At 59.2% G+C, this 25,583-nt stretch carries 22 protein-coding genes; 20 read left to right on the forward strand and 2 right to left on the reverse strand.

Annotated elements, in window-relative coordinates:
* Positions 1 to 40 precede the first annotated feature (40 nt).
* The gene (locus GVL50_RS03535) at positions 41 to 1,198 is read right to left on the reverse strand and encodes a two-component system response regulator (protein WP_159811769.1); all 1,158 of its coding nucleotides are present in this window, start codon (positions 1,196 to 1,198) and stop codon (positions 41 to 43) included.
* Positions 1,199 to 1,508: 310 nt separating this feature from the next.
* Here GVL50_RS03535 and GVL50_RS03540 point away from each other — a divergent pair, with 310 nt between their 5' ends.
* From GVL50_RS03540 to GVL50_RS03565, 6 genes are all read left to right on the forward strand, one after another.
* Positions 1,509 to 1,700, forward strand: coding sequence for a PLD nuclease N-terminal domain-containing protein (locus tag GVL50_RS03540; protein WP_102899049.1), 192 nt, complete (start codon positions 1,509 to 1,511; stop codon positions 1,698 to 1,700).
* Positions 1,701 to 1,898: 198 nt separating this feature from the next.
* On the forward strand, positions 1,899 to 3,044 hold the full coding sequence (locus GVL50_RS03545) for an AI-2E family transporter (RefSeq protein WP_102899050.1): 1,146 nt from the start codon (positions 1,899 to 1,901) through the stop codon (positions 3,042 to 3,044).
* A gap of 32 nt (positions 3,045 to 3,076) precedes the next feature.
* Positions 3,077 to 4,567: an efflux transporter outer membrane subunit gene (locus GVL50_RS03550; protein ID WP_256671819.1), complete on the forward strand. Its 1,491-nt coding sequence runs from the start codon at positions 3,077 to 3,079 to the stop codon at positions 4,565 to 4,567.
* The gene (locus tag GVL50_RS03555; RefSeq protein WP_256671820.1) at positions 4,564 to 5,682 is read left to right on the forward strand and encodes an HlyD family secretion protein; all 1,119 of its coding nucleotides are present in this window, start codon (positions 4,564 to 4,566) and stop codon (positions 5,680 to 5,682) included. Before GVL50_RS03550 ends, GVL50_RS03555 begins: the two co-directional genes overlap by 4 nt.
* Positions 5,672 to 6,724 (forward strand): DUF2955 domain-containing protein, encoded by a 1,053-nt coding sequence (locus tag GVL50_RS03560; protein WP_159811771.1) that lies wholly within the window; start codon positions 5,672 to 5,674, stop codon positions 6,722 to 6,724. The genes GVL50_RS03555 and GVL50_RS03560 overlap by 11 nt, the downstream gene beginning before the upstream one ends.
* The gene (locus GVL50_RS03565) at positions 6,718 to 7,164 is read left to right on the forward strand and encodes a potassium channel family protein (protein ID WP_159811772.1); all 447 of its coding nucleotides are present in this window, start codon (positions 6,718 to 6,720) and stop codon (positions 7,162 to 7,164) included. Before GVL50_RS03560 ends, GVL50_RS03565 begins: the two co-directional genes overlap by 7 nt.
* A gap of 75 nt (positions 7,165 to 7,239) precedes the next feature.
* Here the strand turns inward: GVL50_RS03565 and GVL50_RS03570 are convergent, their stop codons facing one another.
* Positions 7,240 to 8,217, reverse strand: a complete 978-nt coding sequence (locus tag GVL50_RS03570; RefSeq protein WP_159811773.1) for an NAD-dependent epimerase/dehydratase family protein — start codon at positions 8,215 to 8,217, stop codon at positions 7,240 to 7,242.
* 605 nt (positions 8,218 to 8,822) lie between these two features.
* Between GVL50_RS03570 and rfaH the strand changes: the two genes are divergently transcribed.
* From rfaH to GVL50_RS03640, 14 genes are all read left to right on the forward strand, one after another.
* Positions 8,823 to 9,356, forward strand: coding sequence for a transcription/translation regulatory transformer protein RfaH (gene rfaH, locus GVL50_RS03575; protein WP_159811841.1), 534 nt, complete (start codon positions 8,823 to 8,825; stop codon positions 9,354 to 9,356).
* 37 nt (positions 9,357 to 9,393) lie between these two features.
* Positions 9,394 to 10,554, forward strand: coding sequence for an outer membrane beta-barrel protein (locus GVL50_RS03580; protein ID WP_159811774.1), 1,161 nt, complete (start codon positions 9,394 to 9,396; stop codon positions 10,552 to 10,554).
* A gap of 12 nt (positions 10,555 to 10,566) precedes the next feature.
* Positions 10,567 to 11,100 carry a polysaccharide biosynthesis/export family protein gene (locus GVL50_RS03585; RefSeq protein WP_053120180.1) on the forward strand — a complete coding sequence of 178 codons (534 nt, stop codon included), beginning with the start codon at positions 10,567 to 10,569 and terminating at the stop codon, positions 11,098 to 11,100.
* Between the two features lie 2 nt (positions 11,101 to 11,102).
* Positions 11,103 to 13,415: a GNVR domain-containing protein gene (locus tag GVL50_RS03590; protein ID WP_159811775.1), complete on the forward strand. Its 2,313-nt coding sequence runs from the start codon at positions 11,103 to 11,105 to the stop codon at positions 13,413 to 13,415.
* A gap of 145 nt (positions 13,416 to 13,560) precedes the next feature.
* Positions 13,561 to 14,952, forward strand: coding sequence for an undecaprenyl-phosphate glucose phosphotransferase (locus tag GVL50_RS03595; RefSeq protein ID WP_159811776.1), 1,392 nt, complete (start codon positions 13,561 to 13,563; stop codon positions 14,950 to 14,952).
* 72 nt (positions 14,953 to 15,024) lie between these two features.
* Entirely contained in the window at positions 15,025 to 16,365 is a 1,341-nt protein-coding gene (locus GVL50_RS03600; RefSeq protein ID WP_159811777.1) for a UDP-glucose/GDP-mannose dehydrogenase family protein, read from the forward strand.
* Between the two features lie 13 nt (positions 16,366 to 16,378).
* Positions 16,379 to 17,083, forward strand: a complete 705-nt coding sequence (locus GVL50_RS03605) for a WecB/TagA/CpsF family glycosyltransferase (protein WP_159811778.1) — start codon at positions 16,379 to 16,381, stop codon at positions 17,081 to 17,083.
* Between the two features lie 2 nt (positions 17,084 to 17,085).
* Entirely contained in the window at positions 17,086 to 18,168 is a 1,083-nt protein-coding gene (locus GVL50_RS03610; protein ID WP_159811779.1) for a glycosyltransferase, read from the forward strand.
* Complete coding sequence (locus GVL50_RS03615) at positions 18,165 to 19,277, forward strand: glycosyltransferase (RefSeq protein WP_159811780.1); 1,113 nt, start codon at positions 18,165 to 18,167, stop codon at positions 19,275 to 19,277. Before GVL50_RS03610 ends, GVL50_RS03615 begins: the two co-directional genes overlap by 4 nt.
* Positions 19,274 to 20,587 carry an O-antigen ligase gene (locus tag GVL50_RS03620; protein WP_159811781.1) on the forward strand — a complete coding sequence of 438 codons (1,314 nt, stop codon included), beginning with the start codon at positions 19,274 to 19,276 and terminating at the stop codon, positions 20,585 to 20,587. Before GVL50_RS03615 ends, GVL50_RS03620 begins: the two co-directional genes overlap by 4 nt.
* Before the next feature lie 17 nt (positions 20,588 to 20,604).
* Positions 20,605 to 21,558 (forward strand): glycosyltransferase family 2 protein, encoded by a 954-nt coding sequence (locus GVL50_RS03625; protein ID WP_159811782.1) that lies wholly within the window; start codon positions 20,605 to 20,607, stop codon positions 21,556 to 21,558.
* 13 nt (positions 21,559 to 21,571) lie between these two features.
* A complete protein-coding gene (locus GVL50_RS03630) occupies positions 21,572 to 22,990 on the forward strand; it encodes an oligosaccharide flippase family protein (RefSeq protein ID WP_159811783.1) in 1,419 nt (472 codons plus the stop codon).
* Between the two features lie 30 nt (positions 22,991 to 23,020).
* On the forward strand, positions 23,021 to 24,076 hold the full coding sequence (gene galE, locus GVL50_RS03635; RefSeq protein ID WP_159811784.1) for a UDP-glucose 4-epimerase GalE: 1,056 nt from the start codon (positions 23,021 to 23,023) through the stop codon (positions 24,074 to 24,076).
* Positions 24,073 to 25,548 (forward strand): family 16 glycosylhydrolase, encoded by a 1,476-nt coding sequence (locus GVL50_RS03640; protein WP_159811785.1) that lies wholly within the window; start codon positions 24,073 to 24,075, stop codon positions 25,546 to 25,548. The genes galE and GVL50_RS03640 overlap by 4 nt, the downstream gene beginning before the upstream one ends.
* The last annotated feature ends 35 nt before the right edge of the window (positions 25,549 to 25,583 follow it).

Genomic DNA, 25,583 nt, shown 5'->3' on the forward strand with positions numbered 1-25,583 from the left:
CGGCCTCATTCAACGGAATGTGCAAACGGATGCGTGGGGCTCAGGGACGGTCGGTGATCTGCTCAAGCAGGGCTAACTGCCTGGCCATGTCCTGGTCGCTGTCGGCGAATTGTTTGGCAATGGCGCGGAACTGCTCGGCATTGGCGAGAAACGCGTCGCAGATGTCCGGATCAAAGTGCGAGCCCCGGCCTTCGCGGATGATTGCCACCGCCTGCTCATGGGACATGCCGGGCTTGTACACGCGGCGGCTGATCAGTGCATCGTAGACATCTGCCACCGCCATCAACCTGGCGCTGATCGGGATGTCGTCGGTGACCACGCCTTGCGGATAGCCACTGCCGTCCCACTTTTCCTGATGACCGTAGGCAATTTCCTTGGCCAAATGAAGGAAGTCGACGTTGATGCCTAATTGATCCTCGGCGTGCTGGATGGCGTCGCGCCCTAACGTGGTGTGGGTCTTCATGACCTCGAACTCTTCCGGGGTCAGGCGTCCCGGCTTGAGCAGAATGCGATCGGGAATACCAATCTTGCCGATATCGTGCAGCGGCGCCGATTTGAACAAGAGTTTGATGGTGTCCTCGTCGAGGAAGTGCCGGAAGCGCGGGTGATTGCGCAACAGTTCAGCCAGCCGTTTCACATAATGTTGGGTGCGGCGAATGTGGTTGCCGGTTTCGTTGTCACGGGTTTCCGCCAGCGAGGCCATAGCGTGGATCGTGACATCCTGGATGGCGATCACCTCCCGGGTACGGCGCTGCACTTCCTGCTCGAGAAATTCGTTCTGATTGCGCAGGAAATCGGCAACGGACTTGAGCTTGATCTGCGTCTCGACCCTGGCCATGAGCACGGGGGGAATGATCGGTTTGGTAATGTAATCCGCAGCCCCCAGGCTCAGGCCGCGAATCTCGTCCTCCGTGGCGGCCATAGAGGTCAGGAAAATGATCGGTATGTGGCGAATGCGCGCATCACGTTTGAGCTGCTCGGCAACGTCATAACCGGACAGGCCCGGCATCATGATGTCCAGCAGGATCAGGTCGGGCAGTGGATCCGCCTGCAGAAGACGCAAGGCCTTCTCGCCGCTATTGGCGGCCTTGACCCGATATTTGTCCTTCAGCAACTCGGCGATCAACATCAGGTTGTCGGGGGTATCGTCGACCACCAGAACGGTCGCTGATGGATAAACGCCCTGAGTGCTATCCATGGTTGTTGGCTCCCTTGCCAGACAATTATTGAACGGGCGGATTTACGCCATTCTTGCCGGTAAGCGTAACCAGAAAAACTGTAATTGCCAGTTGGTGATTTGAAGGTCGGTTTGATGAAGTAAAGGAACCCATTCGCCGAAAGCACCTACTTATTCGCGGCTGTTTTCGGCCAGAAGCAGAGCCGCGTAGGTCTGTCATGCCCATTTACGCGAGAAGCAAAAAGCTTGACCCGTTTTTTTTGCAGGCCCGACACTTCGTTGCGTTTTATGGCCTATCTTGAAGCGTAACTTCACTCGCAGGACTGCATGCATGGGCTCTTTCTTGTACGACCTTATCGCCTTCGTCATTTTCGTTCTGGATATTTGGGCAATCATCAATGTGGTGAAAAGCTCGGCAGAAACACCGAAGAAAGTTTTATGGGTGGCGCTGGTCGCGCTTCTGCCAGTGATCGGCCTGATCATCTGGGCAATAAAAGGCCCTCGTAGCGAAACACGGGTATGAGCCTCCAAAACGTTCAGTAGCGGGATCACCCCGCTATGAAAGGGGGCATAAGGTCTCCGGTATTCCTCTAAAAAACACTCAAGCGATCCCCCCGACGGTTATAAATCCGCGGTCATGGGGATGGTTTTCTGATCGCCCAACCTTCGAAAAATCAGCGTCTATACTGCCTCCACGCGACGAACAGCAAGGGATTAGGCAATGTTAAACACAAACATTTCTGCAAGGGCGCTATCCGGTGGTTTGCTCGATGTGTTGATTCGCGCCGGACTGATCACGGTACTGGTGCTGTTCTGCTTTCAGATCTTTGAACCCTTCCTCAACCTGATGCTTTGGGCAGTGATCCTGGCGATCACCCTGTACCCACTGCACACCCTGCTTAAGCGCAAATTGGGCAATAAAGATGGCCGCGCCGCCACGCTGATCGTCGTGGTCGCCCTGGCGTTGCTGATGGTGCCGATTTATCTGCTGGGCACCTCAATCACTGAATCGGTCGAAGGCGCCCTGGCAATTCTCAAGTCCGACACCGTGACCATTCCGCTGCCCAACGAAAAAATTGCCACCCTGCCGCTCATTGGCGAACGGCTCTATGCCTTCTGGTTGCAGTCGGCGACCGACATGAGCAGCGTGGTGATGAAGTTGATGCCGTACATTAAAACAATCGGCTTGACCTTGCTGGGCAAGATGGCTGGGGTTGGCGTGGGCTTTCTGTTGTTTATCGGTGCCCTGATCATCGCCGGTGTGCTGATGGCCTACGGCGACAACGGCGAACGCAGCGCCATCGCCATCGCCACCCGCCTTTCCGGCCCGGAACGCGGCCGGCGCATCGCGACACTGTGCACCGCGACCATCCGCGCGGTTGCTCAGGGCGTGGTGGGTATCGCCTTTATCCAGATGCTGCTGGTGGGCGTCGGCTTCGTGCTTATGGGGGTGCCCGGTGCCGGACTGCTCGCCATGGTTGCGCTGTTGATGGGGATCATGCAGTTGCCGGTAATCCTCGTGACGGTGCCGGTAATCGCCTATGTCTTCGCCACTGACGGCACCACGCTCGGTACCGTCGTGTTTTGCATCTACAGCCTGATCGCCGGCATGTCCGACAACGTCCTCAAGCCATTGATGCTCGGCCGCGGCGTCGACGTGCCGATGCCGGTGATTCTGATCGGTGCGCTGGGCGGTATGGTCAGCGGCGGGTTTATCGGTCTGTTCATTGGGCCGGTGATGCTGGCGGTCGCCTATCAACTGTTCTGGCAGTGGATCGACGACCAGCCGCACATCGAGGTTCTGGATGAACTATTGAGCGTTGAGCCACCGCAACGTGGGTCAGCGAACGAGCTCCCGCCGGTCTGAGGCGCATGCGCTTGAAGGCATATCCTGCCCGCATGAGCCGGTTACTGCTGTGTGCCGCCGTGGGCTTGAGTGGTTGTGTGCGTCTTGGCCCGGACTTCCAGTCACCGACCCAACCTTGGGTTGAGCACTGGAAAACGCCGGCCTTGGCGCTGGCCAGTCAGCAACAGACGCAACCCGATAGCCGGCAGTGGTGGCACGTGTTTACCGACCCGGTGCTCGACCACCTGATCGCCGAGGCGGACGCGCACAATGCCGACCTTGAAGTCGCCGGCCTGCGGGTGATGGAGGCGCGCGCACAGTTGGGCATCGCGCTAAGTGGTCGCTACCCGCAAGTGCAACAGGTCAGCGCCGACAGCGCCTATGTCAAACGTCGCCAATGGGGCGGTGACAATCCGCAGGACAGCCATCTGTGGCAACACAGTGCGGGGTTCGACGTCGGCTGGGAACTGGATTTCTGGGGCCGGTTCAGCCGCGCCATCGAGTCGGCTGATGCGGCCTGGTTCGCCGCGCAGAGCAACTATGAAAACGCGCTGGTGCTGCTGCACGCGCAAGTGGCGCAGACCTATTACGCACTGCGTACCGCCGAGGCGCGCCTGCTGATCGCCAAGAACAACGCCACACTGCAGAAGCGCAGCTATGAGATTACCGAGCGCCTGTTTCTCAGCGGCAACAATGCCGAACTTGATCTGCAACAGGCCAAAACCCAGTACCTCGCGACCCTCAGCACCATTCCCGATTTCGAAGCGCAAGTCGCCAGCACACGCAATGCCTTGGCCACCCTGATCGGTCGCCCGCCGGGCGCAATGGCTGAACTGCAGACCAACACTGGCGTGGTGCCTTTGGTTGATCGTGCTGTGCTGCAAGACGTGCCGGTTGACCTGTTATTGCGTCGTCCGGATGTCCGTAGCGCAGAAGCCCAGGTCGCGGCCCAGTCGGCGCTGATCGGTGTCGCCGAGGCCGACCTTTATCCTTCTATCAGCCTGTTCGGCAGCATCGTCTGGTCCGCGAATTCCCTGGACGGCACGTCGAATACACTGGATCTGATCGGCGGCCCGAGCCTGCGCTGGAACGTGTTTGACCATGGCCAGATCACCAACAACGTGCGCGTTCAGGATGCCCGTCTGCAGCAGTTGATCGTCGTCTATCAGGACAGCGTTCGCCAGGCGGCGCGCGAGGCCGACGATGCGGCGACCGGCCTGATCAAGGCGCTGGAGCGCGACCGGATCCTCAGCGAAGCGTCGATTGCAGCCAGGCGTTCGGTATCTCTGGCCAATACCCAGTACCGCGAAGGCTATTCGGATTTCCAGCGGGTACTCGATGCCCAGGCCGCCCTCTTCGCCCAACAGGATAACTACCTGGTCAATCGCAACACGGCCATCAACAGCCTGATCGCGCTGTACAAGGCCGTCGGCGGCGGTTGGTACAGCGACCGTCCGCTGATTGATCCCGCCACCCGCCAACAGATGGAACAACGCACCGACTGGGGCAACTTGCTTGATGAAGGGAAGGAAGGTGTCAATTGAGTGACCGCCAAAACGAGAAAGAACAAGCCGTGCCCGCGCCTGCGGCGGATCCGGCAAAAAAAGCTGTCAGCGCTGTTGCCGCGCTCATTCTCCTGAGCCTGGTCTGGTACCTGATGGCCGACCGCTACACACCTTATACGCAGCAGGCACGGGTACAGACGTTTGTGGTTCCGGTGGCGGCGGAAGTCGCAGGCCGGGTCACCAAGGTCAACGTGCGCAACAACCAGGAGGTCAAGGCTGGCGACGTGTTGTTCGAGGTGAACCCGCAGCAATACCAGATCGCTGTCGACCGGGCGCGTGCTGACTTACAGACCACCCGCAGGCAGATCGGCGCCAACACTGCTGGCATCGACTCCAAGACGGCGTCGCTGAAAGCGGCCCAGGCTAACGAAGTCATGTCCCGCCAGGATCTGCAACGCCTTGAGCGTTTATACAAGGAAGACGCCGGAACCATCTCTCTGCGTCGATTGGAGGTTTCCCGTTCCACTCTGGATGCGGCCGTCGCCCATGTCGCGGCGGCGCGGGCAGAGGTCGAACGCGCCCGCGAAACCCAAGGGGGCGGCGACGAAAAAAATGCGCTGTTGCTCAGCGCTATTGCCACGGTGGACAAGGCCGAACTGGATCTGGCCAACAGCGTCGTGCGGGCCCGCTCCAACGGTCTGGTCACTGACCTGCGCACCGATGTCGGCCAGTTCGCCACCGCTGGAGCGCCCTTGATGACCTTGATCGCCATCCACGACGCGTGGGTCTCGGCGGATATGACGGAGAACAACCTCGGGCAGGTAAGGCCCGGCACCCCGGTGCGCATCGTGCTGGACGCACTGCCCGGCAGCGTATTCGAAGGCCATGTGCGCAGCGTCGGTTATGGCGTCAGTACGGGTCAGAGCACGCCAGCCGGCACCTTGCCCACGGTGCAGAATAGCCGTGACTGGCTGCGCCCGGCCCAGCGCTTTCCGGTGATCATTGAGCTTGAGCCAGGCCAGTTGAGCGATATCAGTGGCATCCGTGTCGGTGGCCAGGCCGAGGTGATGGCGTTTCCCAACGAGGGCAATCCGCTGAACGTTCTCGGTCGCCTGTTTCTGCGTGTGATGAGCTGGATGTCGTATGCCTACTGAGCAACAGATCCGCGCCCGGCGTGCCCTGCGCCTGGCCACGGGTACGGCGCTTTGCCTGGCCGCAAGCTTCGGCTTGGCCCTGCCTATCCCTTTTATCGCACCGATGCTGGCGCTGACGATCTTGGCGGCGATGAACCGACCGCTGCCGTTCAAGGCCAGCCTGGGCCTGGCCCTGGTGCTGATGATCACCACCGGCAGCGGCTTGCTGCTGATACCGTTGTTGCAGTATTACGCGGCGGTCGGCGTGATGCTGGTTTGCCTGGGCCTGTTTCTGGTGTTCCGCTATGGCATGCGAGGCGGCAGCGCGCTGGTCGCCACCTTCATGGTGGTTGGCTTGACGATGATCAGCGCGGCCGGCGCCACCGACTTCGACCTGGCCCTGCAGGTGGTGGTCTCGTTGGTCAAAGGCATGCTGCTGGCGCTCACGGCGGTGTCGATCAGCCACTGGCTGTTCCCGGATCCCATCGATACACGACCACCCGCCCCCGCACCGACCCTGTCGGCAGATGAGGTCAACTGGCTGGCGTTGCGCGCCGCGCTGGTGGTGATGCCTGCCTTCCTGTTGGCGCTGATCGATCCGGCCAGCTACATGCCGATCATCATGAAGTCGGTCAACCTCGGCCAACAGAGCACCGTCACCAGCGCGCGATCTGCCGGGCGGGAACTGCTCGGCTCAACCCTGCTCGGCGGCCTGCTGGCGATTGTCTTTTGGTTCGCCCTGGGCCTGTTCGTCAATCTGTGGATGTTCTTCCTGTGGATGCTGCTGTTCGGGCTGCTAGTGGCCCGAAAACTCTATGGGTTGAGCCCTGGCCGCTACACGCCGGGTTTCTGGCTCAACAGCCTGATGACCATGATCATTCTGCTCGGCCAGTCGGTGCAGGACAGCGCCGCCGGCAAGGATGTCTATACCGCTTTCGCGATCCGCATGGGGCTGTTCATTCTGGTCACGCTGTATGCCTGTGCGATGGTTTATCTGCTTGATAATCGCCGGCAACGTCGCAACGCCTCTAACCCAACCTATACAGAGGATCGCACATGCTGATCAATTTCCTCGTGGGCCTGCCGGTGATCGTGCTCTGCGTGGTTTTGCAGGCGGTGTTCCTGGCTCTGTGTGCGCGGCGTTATGCGTCGCAGCGGCGCAAGATGAAGGCGTGCCACTCCAAGACAGATGACGTGCGTTTGTTGTCGATGGTCATGGTGGTGATGCTCATCGGCAACTATGTGCAAATGGCCCTGTGGGCCTTGCTGTTCCTGCTGCTAGGCGAGTTCAAAGACTTCACCAGCGCGCTGTATTTTTCCGGCGTGACCTTCTCCACGTTGGGCTATGGCGATGTGGTTCTGAGCCCGCAATGGCGCTTGCTCAGCCCGCTGGAGGCGGCTAATGGCATTCTTATGTTCGGTGTTTCCACGGCAATCATGACCGCTGCCGTCATGGACATCATCAAACATAACGCGACTGGCGAACAGGAGCGTTCGCCTTGAAACATCGCGCCTGCCTCGAAGAGCAGTCGCTGCATTAAGCGTGCGACCGCTAATGAACAGCATCACCGCCAATACTCAAACCTGATAAAACTGGCGATACCACCTGACGAACTCCCCCACGCCCGCCTCGACCTCCACCTGCGGAGAAAAGCCTATCCACTCGGCCAGCGCCGAAACATCAGCCCAGGTCTTGACGACGTCGCCCGCCTGCATCGGCAAAAAGTTGCGCTGAGCTTTTCTCCCCAAGGCCCTCTCCAGGCAATCAACAAAGTCCAGCAACGCGACCGGGCTGCCGCGCCCGATATTGAAAATACGGTTGACGCCTGCGGCGTCCTTGGCTGGTAACGGCGGTTTTGGACACAGTCGGGCGATGCTTTCGACAATGTCATCGACGTAGGTGAAGTCCCGCGCCATCTGGCCATGGTTGTAAATATCAATCGGCAGGCCGCCGAGGATCGCTTCGGTGAACTTGAACAGCGCCATGTCCGGTCGCCCCCAAGGCCCGTAAACGGTAAAAAACCGCAGCCCGCTGGCCTTCAGGCCGTAGAGATGGCAGTAGCTGGCGGCAAGCAACTCGTTGGCGCGCTTGGTCGCGGCATACAGGGAAACCGGCAGTTCCACTGCGTCATCGACCCGGTAGGGTAAGTTGCTGTTTGCTCCATAAACGGAACTGCTCGACGCGTAGATCAGATGCGCGGGTGGGTAATGTCGGCAGGCTTCCAGCACATTCAAAAAACCCACCAGATTCGACTGCCCATACACATCCGGATTATCCAGGGAGTAACGAACACCCGCCTGTGCGGCGAGGTGGATAACCTCGCTAAAACCTTCCTCCACGAACAGCGCCATCAAGGCCGGTTTATCAACAATATCCATCGTTTGGAAACGGAATCCTTTCACGTCGGTCAACTCGTTGAGCCGTGCCTGTTTAAGCGCCACGCTGTAATAGTCATTGAGGTTATCGATGCCTATTACTGTATGGCCCTCCAGAGACAATCGTTTGACCGTGTGATATCCGATGAAGCCCGCAGCACCTGTCACAAGAACGGTCATAGTCCCTGCTCCCATCAATCTGGTAGACGATTAGTTATAACGTCGTTAGGGAAATGACGTCCAGACTTTATATTGACCCTCCAACTATGGGGAACCGGCTATCGCATTCTTCCAATAGCCGCGCCCCTTAAACACAGAAAATTTTGTTCGATATGCCAGAAAAAAATAAATAATAAATTCAATAGCCTGTGGGCGAACGAGCTTGCTATTGGACAAATGGAGAGTTTTTTGACTGCTAACGTTTGACAGATTGCAAAGACTGGCCGATAACTACCGAGGTCTCGCCATATAAGTCGTGAGTTTATATTGGCTCGACAAACGGCATTATAGAGACAACGACTTAGCGACACCTCACCTGTACTGCAATATGCAGACCGTGCGGTAGCTTTGTCTCTGAAGAAGTTGGGCTAGACCCTATACCTGCCACACCGCACACAATAGTGTCACACTCCTCCGCTGTGCACCTTAATGACTCGTTAATTGATTCATTAATGAAACACTTCTCGCGTTACATCATAAAAACAATCTTTTGCCAATGGTCTCTTCATCGCCCTCAATTGAGCGCCTGCCTGCTTAAACTTTCGATCATTCCAGAGTTTACCAGCATGCCAGTCACCAGCCCGGATCGACCTAATTGGTACTTGTTGCAATGCAAACCCCGTCAGGATGAACGTGCCCACCTGAATCTGCTTCAGCAGAATTACGTGGTCTACCACCCCCAGCTTGTCCGTGAGCGCGTTATTCGCGGGAAACGACAGCGGGTGTCGGAATCACTGTTCCCCGGATATTTGTTTATCCAACTCAGCCGAAATGACAACTGGGCACCCTTGCGCTCCACGCGTGGCGTCAGTCGAGTTGTCGAATTCAATCATGGTCCTGCGACGGTGGCAGAGCACGTCATCGAGCATCTGCGTGGGCGTTGCCTGGCCTCGGAGATAGCGACAGACGAGGCCCTGCGGCCCGGCGAGCCTTTGCAAATCATCAGTGGCCCGCTATCGCCACTCGAAGGTGTCTTCCTCGCTTTGCACGGCAACGATCGCGTGATGCTGCTGCTGCAGTTTCTCAACCGGGAGCAATCGGTCTGCTTGCCACGCAGCGTTATCGGGCGTCAACCGCGCGCCTTTCAGCCCTGCCACTGACGACGTGTCTTTTCTGCCTTTGCTCAGGAGCTCAAACATGGCCTTGAAGTCACGATGCCCTGTCGCACTGATTATGGCCTCTCTCTATCCCGGAATGGCCTGGAGTATTAATCCGCAAGCCATTGATGTGTACGGGTTCGACTTCACGCCATCTTTCCTGTTCTCGGAAAGTTACGACGACAACTTTCGCGAAGTGGAAAACAACAAAAAGTCCTCAATGATCACCAAGTTGGCGCCCACCTTCGAACTCAAGGCCGAAGATCGCAACAGCGCCACGCGATTGATCTGGCAGCCCACTCGCTACATTTATCACGACGAGTCGGATGCCTCGAACACCGCACAGCGCGTGCGCGCGGAAAGTGTCATGGAGTTCACCGATCGCCATCGCCTGAAGCTCGAAGCGGAATACCGCAAATGGGAGCGCACTGAATCGACGGCGGTGGAAGGCATCAACGATAAGCTCAACAACAAACGCGTCGGCGGTCTTTACACCTTTGGCGCCAAGAGCGCGGACAATCAAATCGATGTCGGGGCCAATTACGCCGAACTTCGTTACGACAATGGCGACGGCATCAACGACGACAAAGAACGTAACACCACCGCACTCACCAGCACCTGGTACCACCGTATCGGTAGTAACACCCGAGGCTTGCTGGAATATGACCACACCCATTTTGATTACCTGCAAGCCGACAGTCCGCGCAGCAGTAACTCCGACGCCGTACTGGCGGGTGCCGTCTGGGATTTCACCGCACGCACGACAGGCAAAGTGCGTGTGGGCTATGAAAAAAAGAACTTCGACAACAGCGAATCCAAAGACCTCGACAACCCCACCTGGCAGGTGGATCTGCAATGGAAACCGCGCACTTATTCGACGTTTACCTTTGTCGCTCGCCAGGCACTCGCCGAGGGTGACGATGGCGCGGAGGCAGTGAAGTCCACGTTCACCCAAGTCGGTTGGCGTCATGGCTGGACGGAACGGATCACCACGGTGGCGCAGGCCGGGATCGGCCGTTATGTCTACGAAGGCCAAAGCCGCACCGACAACTTTCAGGACTACAACCTGGCGGTGGTGTACGCGATGCGCCGATGGCTGGACATCGAACTCGGCTATCGATATCGCGACAACGATTCCGATGCCGACGATGAAAGTTTCACCCGCAACGTGTTTCAGATCAGCTTCAACGTCAGCCTTTAAGAGAGTATCGACATGAACAGGCACGGTCTTTTCTTTTTGTTTGCGCTGGCGTTTGTACCCTCCGTTTTTGCTGCGGATCCGGGCACTCAATACAAACTGGCTGCCGGCGATGTCTTGCGCATCATTGTGTTCGGTGAGCCGGAGTTGAGCCTGAAAAAGATCCGCCTCAGCGATGCGGGCACCTTTTCCTATCCGTTTCTGGGAGAGATTTCCGCCAAAGGACTGACCCCGGGCCAGGTTGAAAAAATCATCGTGGACGGGCTCAAACAGGGTTACCTGATCGATCCGAAAGTCAGCCTGAGCCAGATTGAATACCGGGCTTTCTACATCAATGGCGAAGTGCAAAAACCCGGCAGCTACCCCTTCGTACCGGGCCTGACACTGGAGAAAGCCATCGCGTTGGGCGGTGGCCTGACCGAGCGGGCCTCGATCAAGCGCGTGACCATCATGCGCGGCGACGGTGGCTCGACCCTCACCGATAACGTTACGCGAAACACCACGATTGCTCCCGGCGACACCATTTCCATTGCACAAGGCTTTTTCTAACCATGGACAACAGCCCTAGCACCTACGTCGAACGTCCTCTCCAAGCGCATCTGCATCAGCAGTACAGCGAAGACAAGGACACCCTGGATCTTCTCAAACTCTGGAGGGTCATCTGGCGCGCCAAATGGGCCATCGGCTGGGGGGTTGTGCTCAGCGCTCTGCTGGCGGCCGCGGTGGTTTCCACCATCACCCCGCAATACATCGGCAGCACCACCCTGCTGTTCAACGATAAAACGCCGCCGCTGATGTCGTTCCAGCAGGTCAAGGATTCCAGCGGCAACGCCACTGACTATCTGCAGACCCAACAAGCGCTGCTGCAATCGCGCGATCTAGCCGAACGCGCGGTGAAAAAGCTCGGCCTGACCAGCAACCCGATCACCGACCCGCGTCAGCAACCGAAGCCCTGGTTTACGCCGCGCGATTGGCTGGGCGGGCTCGACCTTGACCAATGGATCCCTGGCTGGAGCCGCTTTTTGCCACCCAACGAGACACCGACTGAGGAAGACGCCTTCAATGAGGTCACGCAAAACCTCATGCTGCACACCAGCGTCAAGTTCGTCGGCAAGAGCCAATTGCTCGAGATCGAGGTCGAGATGCCCGATCCCGCTCTGGCCGCAGCGGCAGCCAACGCACTGGCTCAAGGTTTTACCGATAGCCAACTCGACACCAGCGAGAAGTCGTCGCAAACCACCACCGCCTGGATGAACACCCGGCTGGTCAAGCTGCGCGACAATTTGCGTGCTGCCGAGAAAAAGCTTCAGGGCTACCGCGAAGAGCAAGGCCTGGTCGACGTTGGCGGGGTGGCGACCATCAGCGCCAATGAACTGGAAATGACCGGTAATCGCATGGTTGATGCCCGGCGTAACCGCGCAGAAGCGGAAAGCGAGTACCGCCAGGCGAAGGCGTTGGGCAACGGCGATCTGAGCCGACTGTCCAGCGTGCCGGCGGTCTTGAGCAATCCGTTGGTGCAGAAATTCCAGGCGGATCGCGCCCTCGCCCAAGCCAAGGTTGATGAATTGGCAGGTCGCTACGGCCCCAAACATCCGAGCCTGCTCTCGGCGCAATCCGAACTGCGTACCGCGACCACCAGCCTGCAATTACAGGTGCAGCAAGTGGTGGCCGGCATAGAGCGGCAATACCAACTCGCCACGGCCAGCGAGGCGTCGCTGCGCCAATCCTTTAACAGCAACAAGGCGCAAATTCAGGACATCGCGCGCAAAGAGTTTCAGTTGCGCGAGTTCCAGCGCGAGGTCGACAGCTCACGAGCGCTCTATGAAACCTTCGTCACCCGCTTGAAAGAAACCACTGCCACCGCCGACATGGACTCGACAAAAGTCCGTATCGTCGACCCGGCCATTGTTCCCGTCGATGCGAGCAAACCGCGTAAAACGCTGATCGTCGCCATCGTCGGTTTGATCGCAGCGGTGATCGGTGTCGCGCTGGCGCTGCTGTTCGACAGTCTGAGCAACACCTTCAAAACCGACGAGTCGATCGAAAGCATGCTGAACATTCCGCTGCTTAGCGTCGTGCCGCTGGTGACCAAGAAAACCCGCCGGCAACTGGCACGCTTGTTTGCCGACAACGACAACCCGCGCTTTTCCGAGACCATCCGTAATCTGCGCACCTGGTTGATGCTGCAAAGCAGTGAAATGCCTTCGCAGGTTGTTCTGGTGACGTCGACGGTTGCCGGTGAAGGTAAGAGCACCATCGCCACCAATCTGGCCAGTTCCCTGACGTCGCTAGAGCGTGTGCTGTTGATCGACGCCGACATGCGTCAGCCGACCCTCTCGCTGAACTTTGATTTCCCACCGGACAGCCCGGGACTGGCGAATGTCATTGCCGGGACCGCCCGACTCGAAGACTGCATTGTTTCGGTGGGCAATCTGGACATGTTGCCGGCCGGGAAAGTCCTCCCGCCTGCGCTGGACATGCTCGCGGCGCCGCGCTTGCCATCCCCTGCCTCTGCGCTCAACCCGGCGCTGCAGCCACCACCGCAGGATTTGCTCAGCTCGCCGCGCATGGCGCGGATGCTGGAGGTGCTGCGGTCGCGGTATCGCCACATCATTATCGATTCTCCACCTGCCGAAATGATCAGCGATGCCTTGCTGCTGGCCAAGCATTCGGATGCCGTGATCTATGTGGTCAAGGCCGACAGCACGCCAGTCAGCCAGGTTCAGCGGGGAATCGCTATGTTGCAGCAGAGTCAGGTGCCGGTGTTTGGCTCCGTCCTCAACCAGGTGGATCTGCGCAAGGCACGCAAGTACGGCTATCACCACTCCCGGGCGTTCTACGACTACGACTTCGCGCCCAGATAATCGCGGGCTGACACGCCCGCCGCTACGCCACGTCTCGCCATCACTAATTCGCGTCACCTCTGCCTGACCACGGAACAGCCTGCGGAAGACACCTCGTGTTTGTCCGATCAGCGCTGATGGATAACTGTTGCCTGAGGTTAAGCCCATGACGCCGCTCTATACCGCTCATATGACGCACCGCCGAGGCCTGACGTTCTGGGGCCAGTGGGCCTGTGCGCTGGCGCTGGCCACCTCGCTGCTGATGCTGCTGGTGTATTGGCGCGTCGGCAGTCTGACCAGCGAATACCGCGTCCTGATCATTCTGACCGTGCTCGGTTCAGTGCCGATTTACAGCGTGATGCAGGTCTACCACAAGCGCCATGGCCTGTTGGTCGGACTCGGCAGGTTGCTGGCTGGCTGGTTGATCCTGCTGGCCGTGCTCGCCGCGATTGCCTTCAGCACCCAGACCAGTGCGATTTATTCGCGCCAGGTGATCATGATTTGGGCGGTGCTGGGTTTCGTAGTGCAGGCGTTGAGTTTTCTGCCGCTGCATTACTTCGCCAGGCTGCACTCGCGCAGGGTGTGCAACGGGCGTCGCGCAGTGATCATCGGCACCTGCCCGACCGCCCATGAGCTGGCGAAGAAACTCTCCAGACCGAACCGCGCATTGGTGCTGGGCTTCATCGCCGCAGCCGATGACAGCGGCCCGGCGCCGAGCATTTTGCCGCTACTCGGCCACGTCGACGCGATCCGCGAAATCATCACGCGCCGGGAAGTGCGCCGCGTCTATATCGTGCTGACCCTGGCCCATGCCGCGACCATTGAAGCGCTCTACATCGACCTGCTGGACATGAATGTCGACGTCGTATGGATACCTGATTTTGGCAGCATGATGCTCCTCAACCATTCGATCTCGGAAATCGAGCGAATGCCCGCCATTTACCTCAATGAAAGCCTGATCAGCTCGCACCCTGCCAGCCTGCTTTGCAAGGATCTGTTGGAACGCAGTCTGGCCATGCTGGCAATTGTTCTGCTCAGCCCGCTGCTGTTGGGCGTGGCGGCCGCGGTCAAACTGACCTCGCCGGGCCCGGTGCTGTTCAAGCAAAACCGCCACGGTTGCAACGGGGAAGTGATCAAGGTCTGGAAGTTTCGGTCGATGCGTGTCCACGACGACCGCGAGGTGCGTCAGGCCACCCGTAACGATGACCGACTGACGTCAATCGGGCACTTCCTGCGCAGCACCTCCATCGACGAGTTGCCCCAGCTGTTCAATGTCGTCTGCGGCCAGATGGCGCTGGTTGGCCCGCGCCCGCATGCCGTCACCCACAACCTCTATTACACCGGCAAGGTGCGCGCCTACATGGCCCGTCATCGTCTCAAGCCGGGCATCACCGGGTTGGCCCAGATTACCGGGCATCGCGGCGAAACCGAGACGGTGGAAAAGATGCAGCTGCGCGTCGCCCAAGACCTCAACTACATCAACCAATGGTCGCTGTGGCTCGACCTGAAAATCCTCCTCAAAACCCCCTTCACGCTGTTTTCGAAAAACATCTACTGACCGCTGCCCGAGCGCTTCAGCCCCCCCCCCTGCCCCTGCGTTGACAACCATCAAACGACCTGAGGTTTGACCATGAATGTGAGCGTATTCGGTATTGGTTACGTGGGCCTTGTTCAAGGCGCTGCGCTGGCCGAGGTGGGGCACAACGTGCTCTGCGTCGACGTCGATGTTGCCAGGGTGGAGGCGCTGAAAGAAGGCACGCTGCCCATCTACGAGCCGGGCCTGAAAACCTTGGTGCGCGACAACTACCAAAGTGGCCGACTGCGCTTCGGCACGGATCTGGCCGCAGCCGTACAGCACGGTGATGTGTTGTTGATCGCCGTCGGCACTCCGCCAGACGAGGACGGATCAGCCGATCTCAAATACGTCTTGAGCGTGGCGCAAACCGTCGCGCTGAACATGGATCGGCACCTCATCATCGTCAACAAATCCACGGTGCCGGTGGGCACGGGTGACCGGGTGCGTGAGTGTGTCGAGCAGGTGCTGGCCGACCATGATCGCGGCGATCTGACGTTCGACGTGGTTTCCAATCCTGAATTTCTCAAGGAAGGCTGCGCGGTCGATGACTGCATGCGCCCCGACCGAATCATCGTCGGCACCGATAGCCCGCGTGCCGAAGAGGTCATGCGCGAACTGTATGAGCCGTTCAATCGCAGCCGCGAAAAAATCATTGTCATGGACGTGCGCAGTGCGGAACTGACCAAGTACGCCGCCAATTGCATGCTCGCGACCAAGATCAGTTTCATGAACGAAATGGCCTGCCTGGCGGAAAAGCTCGGTGCCGACATCGAGAAGGTGCGCCACGGCATCGGCGCCGACCCCCGCATCGGTTATCAGTTTATCTATCCCGGCCTCGGCTACGGCGGCTCGTGTTTTCCCAAAGACGTGAAGGCGCTGATCCATGCCGCGACCAGTGTCGACATTGACGCTCGGCTGCTCAAGGCAGTGGAGTCACGCAACCAGGAGCAGAAAGCCAGTCTGTACAGCAAGGTGTTCAACCACTTCGAAGGTCACCTGCGCGGCAAGACCTTTGCCCTGTGGGGGTTGAGCTTCAAACCCAATACCGACGACATGCGCGAAGCGCCCAGCCGCGTATTGATGGAGGCGTTGTGGCAGGCCGGCGCCAGCGTTCAGGCCTTTGATCCGAAAGCCATGGAAGAGGCCCAGCGCATTTATGGCGCGCGCGATGACCTGACGCTGGCGGGCACCAAGGAAGCCGCGCTGAAAAATGCCGACGCGCTGATCATCGTCACCGAGTGGCAAGCGTTTCGCGCGCCGGACTTCGACCGGATCGCTGGGCAGCTCAAGCACCCGTTGATTTTCGATGGGCGCAATCTGTTCGATCCGCAGCGTTTGAGTAAGCGCGGCTTCACCTACGTATCCGTGGGGCGGCCAACCCCTTCAGTCATCTGAAAGGAGCCACGCCATGTTCAGACTGGAATTGGTCGGGCATTACTCACCGCAATTACTCGACGCCAACCAGGCGTATTCCTTCATCAATTTCGCCTCCATCGGCAGCGTGTTCGAGCAGAACCCGAGCACCATTACCTATTTTTGCGACGGCATGCTCATGTCGACATTCATGTCACGCGTGACCGGCAGGACGATCGGCCGGGTCAGTTTTGACTTCACCTCGATTGCCGACCGCGTGCTCAGTGGTGCCGAACAACTGGGCAAGCGTGTGTACTTCGTCGGTGCCCGGCAAGCCGAGCTGGATCTGTTCATCCTCAAGATCAGAAGCCTCTATCCGCAACTGGTCATCGCCGGTTATCACCATGGCTATTTCAACGCCGAACAGGCCGAAGGTATACGGACTGATATCTGTCACAGCGAGGCGGACATCCTGATCGTCGGCCTCGGCGCCGGACTGCAGGAACAGTTCGAGCAGGATGCGTTGCAGGCAGGCTTTCGCGGGGTGGCTTTTACCTGTGGCGGGTTCATTCGACAGGAAGCGCTGGCGACGCGGCAGTACTACCCGGCACTGATCAATCGCCTGCATCTGCGCGCGTTTTATCGCATGTACCGCGAGCCCCACACAATCAAGCGCTACCTCATCGATTACCCCAGCAATTTTGTGCAGCTGCTGGCGATGCTGGCCCGACACAAAGTCGCCATCAGCGTTGGGGAATGACCATGCACATCCTGTTTATCCTCAAGGATTTCAAGTTGGGCGGTGGCGTCGAGCGCGTCCAGCGACGGTTGTCCGAGCAGTTTCTCAAGGATGGCCAGCGGGTGAGCTTCTTTGTCATGAACGGTGAGACACCGGACACTGAAGGCGATCAGCGTCACCACAACGGTGGTGGCAGCGGCATCGCCGGGTTGATCCGCTCGATCATTCTGTTGCGCCGGCTGATTCAGCGCGAGAACGTCACTCATCTCATTTCCGCCAAGGAACAGGCCAACGTCTGCACCTGGTTCGCCACCTTGGGCAGTGCCTGCAAAGTCATCTACAGCCGGCACGTGACGCTGGACAGCACTGAGCAGAAAACCGGCCCTTCAAGCCTGCGCCTGCTCTATGCCTTGTACCTGTGCGGCAGCGGAAAAGTGGTGACGGTTTCCACGGTGCTGCGCCAGTCACTTGTCGACTTGCTGCCTTGGGGTCAGCAGCGCGTGAGCTATTGCCCCAACGCGGTCATCACCGAGCAACTGTTTCAAGCCGCGCAGGCGCCGCTGCCCGCAGGATTACCCGGTGACTATTGGTTGGCGCTGGGACGACTGACCGAGCAGAAAGGCTTTCACCTGTTGCTCGATGCCTACGCTTTGGCATTGCACCGCCGGGTGCTGCCGGATCTGGTGATCGCCGGCGACGGCCACTTGCGCACTGCGTTAGCGGCGCAGGCCCAGCGTCTGGGCGTCGCGCACCGGGTGCACTTCACCGGTTATTTGCACAACCCCTACCCCCTGCTCCGACACGCGCGCCTGTTCATCCTGAGTTCCCTGCATGAAGGCATGCCGACCGTACTGATCGAGGCCTTGGCGCTGGGCACGCCAGTGCTCGCCTGCGACTGCCAGACAGGCCCCAGAGAACTGCTCGACGACGGCCGACTGGGCCTTTTGGTCAAGGTCAACGACGTACCGGCACTGGCCGATGGAATGCTCCGAAGCCTGTCAGCGCGGGATGATCTCGCGCCCAGCGAAACCATGATCACTGACGCCATCCGCCCATACACCAGTCAGCACGCCGCGCAGGCCTATTACCAGGTGTGGAACCAATGAAAAAATTGCTGATTATCCTGCACGACCTCGGCGCCGGCGGTGCCGAGAAAATGATGACGCGACTGGCCGGTGCGCTGGTCGACGCCGGTAACGACGTGACGTTGTTGATGCTCACCGGCGGCGGCGTCAACGCCGCGCACCTCGACCCGCGCGTGAAAAAAGTTGAATTGCACAGCCCGCGCAGCGTGCGTGCGGTGCCGGCACTCGCGCGATTTCTTCGGCGCAATCGCTTTGATGCGCAACTGGCGGCCCTCACTCACGTTAACGTCGTGGCGATCGCTGCGGCTGCACTGTCCGGCACGCTCGCACGTTTGCACGTCAGCGAACGCAATGCCTTTTCCCATGACAAACACGTCAACCCCGCTTTCATGGTGCGCATCGCTTATCTGTTGGCTCCGCTGCTGTATCGGCTGATACCCAACCCGGTGATCTGCGTCTCGCGCGGTGTCGCGCTGGATCTGGTCGAAACCACAATTGCGCGGCATCAGGACGTGACCACTGCCGACAACCCGGTGCTCGACAACGACTTTCGCGAGAAGACACCGGCGCGGCCCAGCCATCAATGGTTGCGGGAAAAGTCCGGCCCAGTAGTCGTCGCGGTCGGGCGCCTGGCGCCGCAAAAAGGTTTCGACACCCTGATCCGAGCGTTCGCCGCGTTGCCGGACAGCCGTGTGCGTTTGATCATTTTTGGTGAAGGCGCGCTCAAGTCGCGATTGGTTGATTTGGCCTGCACATTGGGCGTCGCCGATCGCGTCGACCTTCCCGGTTACACCACCGATCCCTTGGCGGAAGTCGCGGCGGCCGATTGTTTTGTGCTGTCGTCCCGCTTCGAAGGCAGCCCCAACGCACTGGTCGAAGCGTTGTCGACGGGCACTCCGGTGGTGGCGACGCGCTGCCCCCATGGTCCTCAGGACATTTTGATCGGCGGCCTGGTTGCGCCACTTGTCGACGTCGATGACCCGCCGGCATTGGCGCAAGCGATTGCCCTGCAACTCGCCACACCTCGGCATTTTCAACGTCATCTGCGCCTTCAGGCGGCCGCCCGATTCATGAATGCCAAAGCGGTGCAGTCCTACCTCGATGCGTTGCTGGGGAGTCCATCACCGTGAACACACTGGCGATCCGATATTCGACGCTGCGGGATGGCTTCACCCTGTTCGGTGTGCTGTTTTACATCCAGGTCATCACCTTTATCTTGGGCCTCGGTGGCGGGTTCAATTTCGGCGATGTCGATCGCGACCTCGAGGGCAGCGTCGCCAACCAGGTCTGCGGTCTTATCACGCTTTTGGTGCCGCTGTTCTTCTTCATCCGCAACAAGGTCTTCCTGAGCAAAACCTTTTATCGCAGCAACGTCTTTCTGCTGCTGTTCCTGCTCACGGTGATCGCCTCAATCGGTTGGTCTTACGACCCGATGCTGAGCCTCAAACGCGTCGTCGCGATGCTCAGCGTGGTGTTTTTTGCCGGGTTCATTGCCTACAACTACCCACTGGAAAAAATCACTTTCATGCTCGGCTGTGCCATCGGCGTGGCGGCGTTGATCGGCTTGATACTCGCCGTGGTCATGCCAAGCGTCGCGTTCCTCTCGGGGGGAATACGCGACGGCGCATTCAAAGGGATTTTTGCCGAGAAGAACGCCGGCGCACGGCTCAACGCGATCGCCATCCTGCTGTTGCTGCCGATGATCCGCAAAGGCAACCGCTGGGCGCTGTTCTGCTCGTTTTTTTCGCTGATTGCCATCCTGCTCGCCCAGTCGGCCACCGGCGTGGCGTTGATCATTTGCGGCACGGCGAGCTACGGCTACTTCCTCACCCTGATCCGCTTGCGTATCAATCGCTCGCAGTGGCTGTTCCTCGGTTGCACCTTGGTGTTCATGCTGTTTTGCCTGCTGCTGTACAACCACATTGCATGGCTGCTGGAGGTGGCCGGCCGCGATCCCTCACTGACTGACCGCACGTTGATCTGGGAGCTGCTCGCGCCGTATGTCGACCAGCAATGGCTCAAGGGTTATGGCTACGGCGCGTTCTGGGCCAGTCCTGATGCCGACGCGTTCATCACGCGTTGGGGTTACATCGGCAACGCCCACAGCGGCTACATGGAAACCCTGCTCAACGGCGGTTTGATTCAGTTGGCGGCATTGGTGTTGCTGCTGGGCGAAGCGCTGCTGAAACAATACCGCGCCGTAACAGCGAACCAGGCCGCACAGTTTCGCGCCAGCGCGCTGGTCATCATCGGTTTGTTCGCCGTCACTAATTACGTGGCGTACGTGATCCCCAACTATCGATCCGCCGAGTTCCTGGTGTTCTGCACCCTCGCCCTGTCCTTTCGGCGTCACCCCGCGACATTCCCCGAGTCATCACCGGCGACCCTGCGTCAGCCTCGCGCTGGCGCTGTATTTCCGCGTGATTCAGCCAAGGCGTAACAGCAGGAGAAACAACCGTGCCCAACCCAGCCCTCCGTTCAGCGCATTCCGTGTGCGTGGTTATCCCGATGTACAACGGCGCCGCCAGTATCGAGCAAACGCTGGCATCCCTGGCCGACCAGACCCGCCTGCCCGATCACGTCATCGTCATCGACGACGGCTCTACCGATGACGGCCCGCAACGGGTCAGGGATTTCAAAGCGCCGTTTCGCCTGACGTTGCTGCAACAAGCCAACGAAGGCCAGTCCAGCGCCCGCAACCACGGCATGCGTCACAGCCAGGAGACGTTTGTGGCGATGCTGGATGCCGACGACCAATGGCGTCCGCAAAAGCTGGAGCTGCAACTGGCCCTGTACGACGAACTGACTCGTCAGGGCCGACCGGTGGGGCTGATCGACTGCTACGTGCAGGTCAATTACAGCGACGGCAGGCGGCAAATGGACAACCGCCTGAAGAACGGCATGCACTTCTACGATTTCATCCACGCCAATGTCGTCAACGGCGTGTCCGCTGCCCTGGTCAAGCGCGATGTGATCATGCAGCTCGGCGGTTTCGATGCTGGCCTGCGCTACAGCGAAGACCGCTTCATGTGGACGCGAATCGCGGAAAACTGGGAGATCCACACGGTGCCGCAGGTGTTGCTGGAGCGTTCGATCAACAGCGGCAACATGACCGCGCAACCGAAAAAGTACTACCAGAACAAGATCCGCTTCATTGAGGTTTACCTCGCTCGTTACGCCGCACAGCTGAGCAAGCAGCAACAGATCGACTTCGTGCTGGGCAATCACACCGACTTTCTCAACACATTTTCCCGAGGCGGCGAGCATGTCGAAGTGATCGACGTGTACCAGCGCATGTTCCGGCATTCCTGGCAAACCCTGATCTTCGACCACGGTAAGCCGACGTTGCGCTACCTCTACGCCCGCGCCAAAACATTGCGCAAGCCAACGGTTTCAACCGCCGCTCATTGAACCGGTATCCGCCATGGCCAATCGTCGCCTCATCACACTGGGCTGGATATTCACCGAGAAATTCGGACTGATCTTCCTCTCGATGATCACCTTTGTTGCCTACGCCAGGCTGCTGTCGCCGGCCGAGTTAGGCGTGGGCACGATCATCATTGCCATCGTCGAATTGGTCGGTCTGGTGTATTCATCGGTGCTGGAAGACCCGCTGGTACGCCTCGAGCGCCTGGAGGAAAAACACATCAGCACGGCCTTCTGGGCGTCGGTCATCGTCAGCCTGTTGTCCATCGTGATCATTTCTGCCGCAGTGATGCTGTACACGCAGGATCCGTTGCTGCGATGGATGACCGCGGCGGCTTCGGTGAAAATGCTCTTCACCATGATGGCGAGGGTCTATGTGGCGCAGATGCGCCGCAGCGGCAATTTCAAGATGCTGGCGTCGCGTACGTTACTGGGCAAAGTCGTTGGCGGTGTTGGCGGCATCGCGGTCGCGCTGTGGGGATTGGGGGCCTGGGCGGTCATTGCCCAGGCACTGATCATGGAGTTCGTGTCGATCATCGTGTTGATGCGCGCAGAGCCACGGCGCATAGCGTTTCATATAGACCTTCGGTTCTTGCGCGAACTGTTGAAGGCCGGCACTCCGGTTGCCATCAACGCACTGAGTTCTCAGACACTGCAGCGCGGGGTCAACGTGGTGCTGGGGATGACGGCCGGGGCGAACGCGGTCGGCATGTTCAACATGGCGATGCGCATCATCGATCTGCCACGCACGGCCATTTATAACGGCCTGCTCAGCTATGCGCTGCCGGTGTTCTCGCGACGCAGTGCGGAGCCGGGACGACTGCTCGGGATCCTTGGCGATTCCACCGCCGTCAGCGGCTTCGTGTTGACGCCGTTGTTCATCGGCATCGCGCTGACGGCCAACGACCTCATCCTGTTGATATTCGGCGCCAAGTGGGCCGAAGCCATTCCCCTGCTGCAAGTGCTTGCCTGCACAGTGGCCATCGGCAACACCGCCATGTACGCCACTACCGCACTGGTGGCGGTCAACCGTAGTCAGCTGACGATCAAAGCGGAAGTGCTCACCACCGTTCTGGCGCTGGCGCTGGTCTACGGCTTTGGCAGCGTTTATGGCGGCATGGCCGCCGCCATTGCCCTGTTGGCGCGGATGCTGATCATCACCCCCCTGCAAATCCGTGGACTCAATGCGGCCATCGGCTACGGCTGGCAGCGGTTCTTCGACTCCAATTACCGCAGCGTGACGGCCTCCCTGGTGATGGCCGCCACCGTCTCGTATGCGTCGGCACACTCAGGTTTGCTGGGCTACCTGCACCTGATCGGCAACGTTGTGATCGGCGCGCTGAGCTATGCCGTGACGTATAGCGTCATGCACCCGCGCTGGCCGCAAGAATTCAAATCGGTTTTTACCTCCCGCTGAATTCACTCCCCGAAACAGGAAGCCCGCACTATGCGCAAAACGACCTTGATTACCGGAGGGGCCGGCTACATTGGCTCACACACCGCGTTGGCACTGATCAATGCCGGTCACCCCGTGGTGGTGCTCGACAATTTGAGCAACAGCTGTCGAGAGTGCATCGAGCGTCTTGAGCAACTGACCTTGACGCGGGTGGATTTCATCCACGGCGATATCCGCGATGCGGCCCTGCTGGACGACATCTTCCAACGCTATGACATCGATGCCGTGGTGCATTTTGCCAGCCTCAAATCCGTTGAAGAAAGCGTGCGCAAGCCGTTGGATTACTACACCAACAACGTCGCCGGCACCCTTGAACTGTGCCGGGCGATGGCGCGCAATAACGTCTTTCAATTGGTGTTCAGCTCCTCGGCCACGGTCTACGGCGAGCCGACACAGATACCGATTGCCGAAGATTGCGGCACCGGCAAACCGGTCAATCCCTACGGCCGCACCAAGCTGATGATCGAAGAGTTACTCACCGATCTGTGCCACTCCGACCCACGCTGGAGCATCGGTTTATTACGCTATTTCAACCCGATTGGCGCCCACGAAAGCGGAATGATCGGCGAAGATCCCCGAGGCAGTCCCAACAATCTGTTGCCGTGTCTGACCCAGGTCGCCATTGGCCGGATTGCCGAACTCACGGTGTACGGCAGCGATTACCCCACGGTGGACGGCACCTGCGTGCGCGACTACATCCACGTGGTCGACCTTGCCATCGGCCACCTCAAGGCACTGCTGGTGTTGCAGCGCAATAACGGCATCCATGTCTGGAACCTCGGCACCGGCGTGGGCTACAGCGTGCTGCAGATCATCCAGAGCTTTGAAGATATCACCGGCATCACCATCCCCTACCGTTTCGCCCCGCGACGCGAGGGTGACATCGCAAAATGCTGGGCCGACCCCGGCAAGGCTGGACGCGAGTTGGGCTGGACGGCGCAACGCGATCTGCAACAGATGATTGTCGATACGTGGCGGTGGCAGTCGTGTAATCCGCAGGGGTATCAGTCTTCCTTCGAAGTGCCAACGCTGACTGCAGTCAAATGAGCGTTAGAGGCGCTTTGCTGATCGCCCTGCTGGCGGTATCGATGGCGGGCAACGCCGCCTCGACGCCGCCCGCTGTACCCACTACCGGGCTGGTGTTGTGGCTGGATGCGGCGGATCCGTCAACGATGACCCTGGACGGACAGAACCGTGTCCGGCATTGGAAGGACAAATCCGGCAAGGGCAATGATGCCAGCGTCGACGAGGCCATCGCGCCGCCACAGCGCATGGCGAACGCACTGAATAGCCTTCCGGTGGTGCGTTTCACTGGTGAGTCGGGGTTTCTGGGTACGACACTGCGCAGCGCCAAAGGCGCGGTGACGGTATTGATCGTGTCGCGCCGATTGCCCGAACAGGCCGGGAGTGACCCTTGGCAACGCTTGTTCAGTTCACGCCCGCAGCCGTCGCAAAACGATAACGTGCTGCCGAATATCGCCATCAGCCTGGCGCAGACCGACGCGTACGCGCCGACGGTGTCGGTGCTGGAGCTTTACGATGTGCCGATTGGCCCGTATGGGGTCGGTCGTAATGCCGTGGGCAATGCCGAAAACTTTCGTGGCGACATCGCCGAAGTGCTGGTTTACGACCGAGCGTTTGCCTCCCTCGCCGAGCGCCAGCAAGTCTTTCATTACCTGGCAAACAAGTGGTCAGTGGCCGTCCCCAGCGTGGCCAATACCTGGACGCGCGTGGGGTCGCTAGGCCGGTTGCCGACGCGGAGTAATCCCGATCTGCCGCTGTCCGATCAGGCCAATGCCGGTCAGTGGACGCTCAACACGACACTGTCGGACGAGTTCAATGGCAGCGCCCTCGATCGCACCCGCTGGCACGTCAATAACGGCATCGGCAATGAATCGCTCGGACGTAAACCGGCGCTTTACTCGCCGAACAATGCCTTCGTCCACGATGGCAACCTGAACATAGTCTTCCGCAAAGAAAGCTTGCCCGACAAGTACGTCAAACTCGGTTTCAAGGACTACACCTCAGCGATGGTTCGCACCCTTGAACGCGGTTTTTACGGTTACTACGAAGCACGAGCCAAGCCGATGAATTCCGCCGGCTCCAGCGCATTCTGGCTGGCGTGGACGGGCATGATGGACAACGCCACCGAAATCGACATTTTCGAAATCGGCGGCAAAACCAAAAATGCCGCCCTCGACCGTTCGTACAACATGAACGCCCACTTATGGGCCACGCCGCAAAGCAGCGAACACATCGCCGACGGCAGCATTTGGCTGAGTCCATGGCGCCTGGCGGAAGACTTCCATGTCTACGGCTTCGACTGGCAGCCCGACACCCTGCGCTGGTACGTCGATGGCGTGCTGGTGCGGGAATCGAAGAACAGCCATTTCTTCTTCCCCATGGAGATCGTCTTTGACAGTGAGGCGATGTGGAAGTGGTTCGGCATTGTCGATGACGCTGACCTGCCCTCCACCTTCGAAATCGACTACATCCACATGTGGCAACGCAGTCCATAGCCGTCTCATCAAACCGGGGGACGAATCGCCACGGC

The organism is Pseudomonas sp. 18058 (assembly GCF_902706155.1).
In the GTDB taxonomy this organism is placed as follows: domain Bacteria; phylum Pseudomonadota; class Gammaproteobacteria; order Pseudomonadales; family Pseudomonadaceae; genus Aquipseudomonas; species Aquipseudomonas rustica.

Coding starts and splice junctions, on each gene's coding strand:
- GVL50_RS03550 (WP_256671819.1), top strand. CDS start 3,077: ATGAGCCGGTTACTGCTGTGTGCCGCCGTGGGCTTGAGTGGTTGTGTG.
- GVL50_RS03540 (WP_102899049.1), top strand. CDS start 1,509: ATGGGCTCTTTCTTGTACGACCTTATCGCCTTCGTCATTTTCGTTCTG.
- GVL50_RS03595 (WP_159811776.1), top strand. CDS start 13,561: ATGACGCCGCTCTATACCGCTCATATGACGCACCGCCGAGGCCTGACG.
- GVL50_RS03630 (WP_159811783.1), top strand. CDS start 21,572: ATGGCCAATCGTCGCCTCATCACACTGGGCTGGATATTCACCGAGAAA.
- GVL50_RS03570 (WP_159811773.1), bottom strand. CDS start 8,217: ATGACCGTTCTTGTGACAGGTGCTGCGGGCTTCATCGGATATCACACG.
- GVL50_RS03580 (WP_159811774.1), top strand. CDS start 9,394: ATGGCCTTGAAGTCACGATGCCCTGTCGCACTGATTATGGCCTCTCTC.
- GVL50_RS03545 (WP_102899050.1), top strand. CDS start 1,899: ATGTTAAACACAAACATTTCTGCAAGGGCGCTATCCGGTGGTTTGCTC.
- GVL50_RS03535 (WP_159811769.1), bottom strand. CDS start 1,198: ATGGATAGCACTCAGGGCGTTTATCCATCAGCGACCGTTCTGGTGGTC.
- rfaH (WP_159811841.1), top strand. CDS start 8,823: ATGCCAGTCACCAGCCCGGATCGACCTAATTGGTACTTGTTGCAATGC.
- GVL50_RS03615 (WP_159811780.1), top strand. CDS start 18,165: ATGAAAAAATTGCTGATTATCCTGCACGACCTCGGCGCCGGCGGTGCC.
- GVL50_RS03610 (WP_159811779.1), top strand. CDS start 17,086: ATGCACATCCTGTTTATCCTCAAGGATTTCAAGTTGGGCGGTGGCGTC.
- GVL50_RS03565 (WP_159811772.1), top strand. CDS start 6,718: ATGCTGATCAATTTCCTCGTGGGCCTGCCGGTGATCGTGCTCTGCGTG.
- GVL50_RS03605 (WP_159811778.1), top strand. CDS start 16,379: ATGTTCAGACTGGAATTGGTCGGGCATTACTCACCGCAATTACTCGAC.
- galE (WP_159811784.1), top strand. CDS start 23,021: ATGCGCAAAACGACCTTGATTACCGGAGGGGCCGGCTACATTGGCTCA.
- GVL50_RS03640 (WP_159811785.1), top strand. CDS start 24,073: ATGAGCGTTAGAGGCGCTTTGCTGATCGCCCTGCTGGCGGTATCGATG.
- GVL50_RS03585 (WP_053120180.1), top strand. CDS start 10,567: ATGAACAGGCACGGTCTTTTCTTTTTGTTTGCGCTGGCGTTTGTACCC.
- GVL50_RS03600 (WP_159811777.1), top strand. CDS start 15,025: ATGAATGTGAGCGTATTCGGTATTGGTTACGTGGGCCTTGTTCAAGGC.
- GVL50_RS03590 (WP_159811775.1), top strand. CDS start 11,103: ATGGACAACAGCCCTAGCACCTACGTCGAACGTCCTCTCCAAGCGCAT.
- GVL50_RS03560 (WP_159811771.1), top strand. CDS start 5,672: ATGCCTACTGAGCAACAGATCCGCGCCCGGCGTGCCCTGCGCCTGGCC.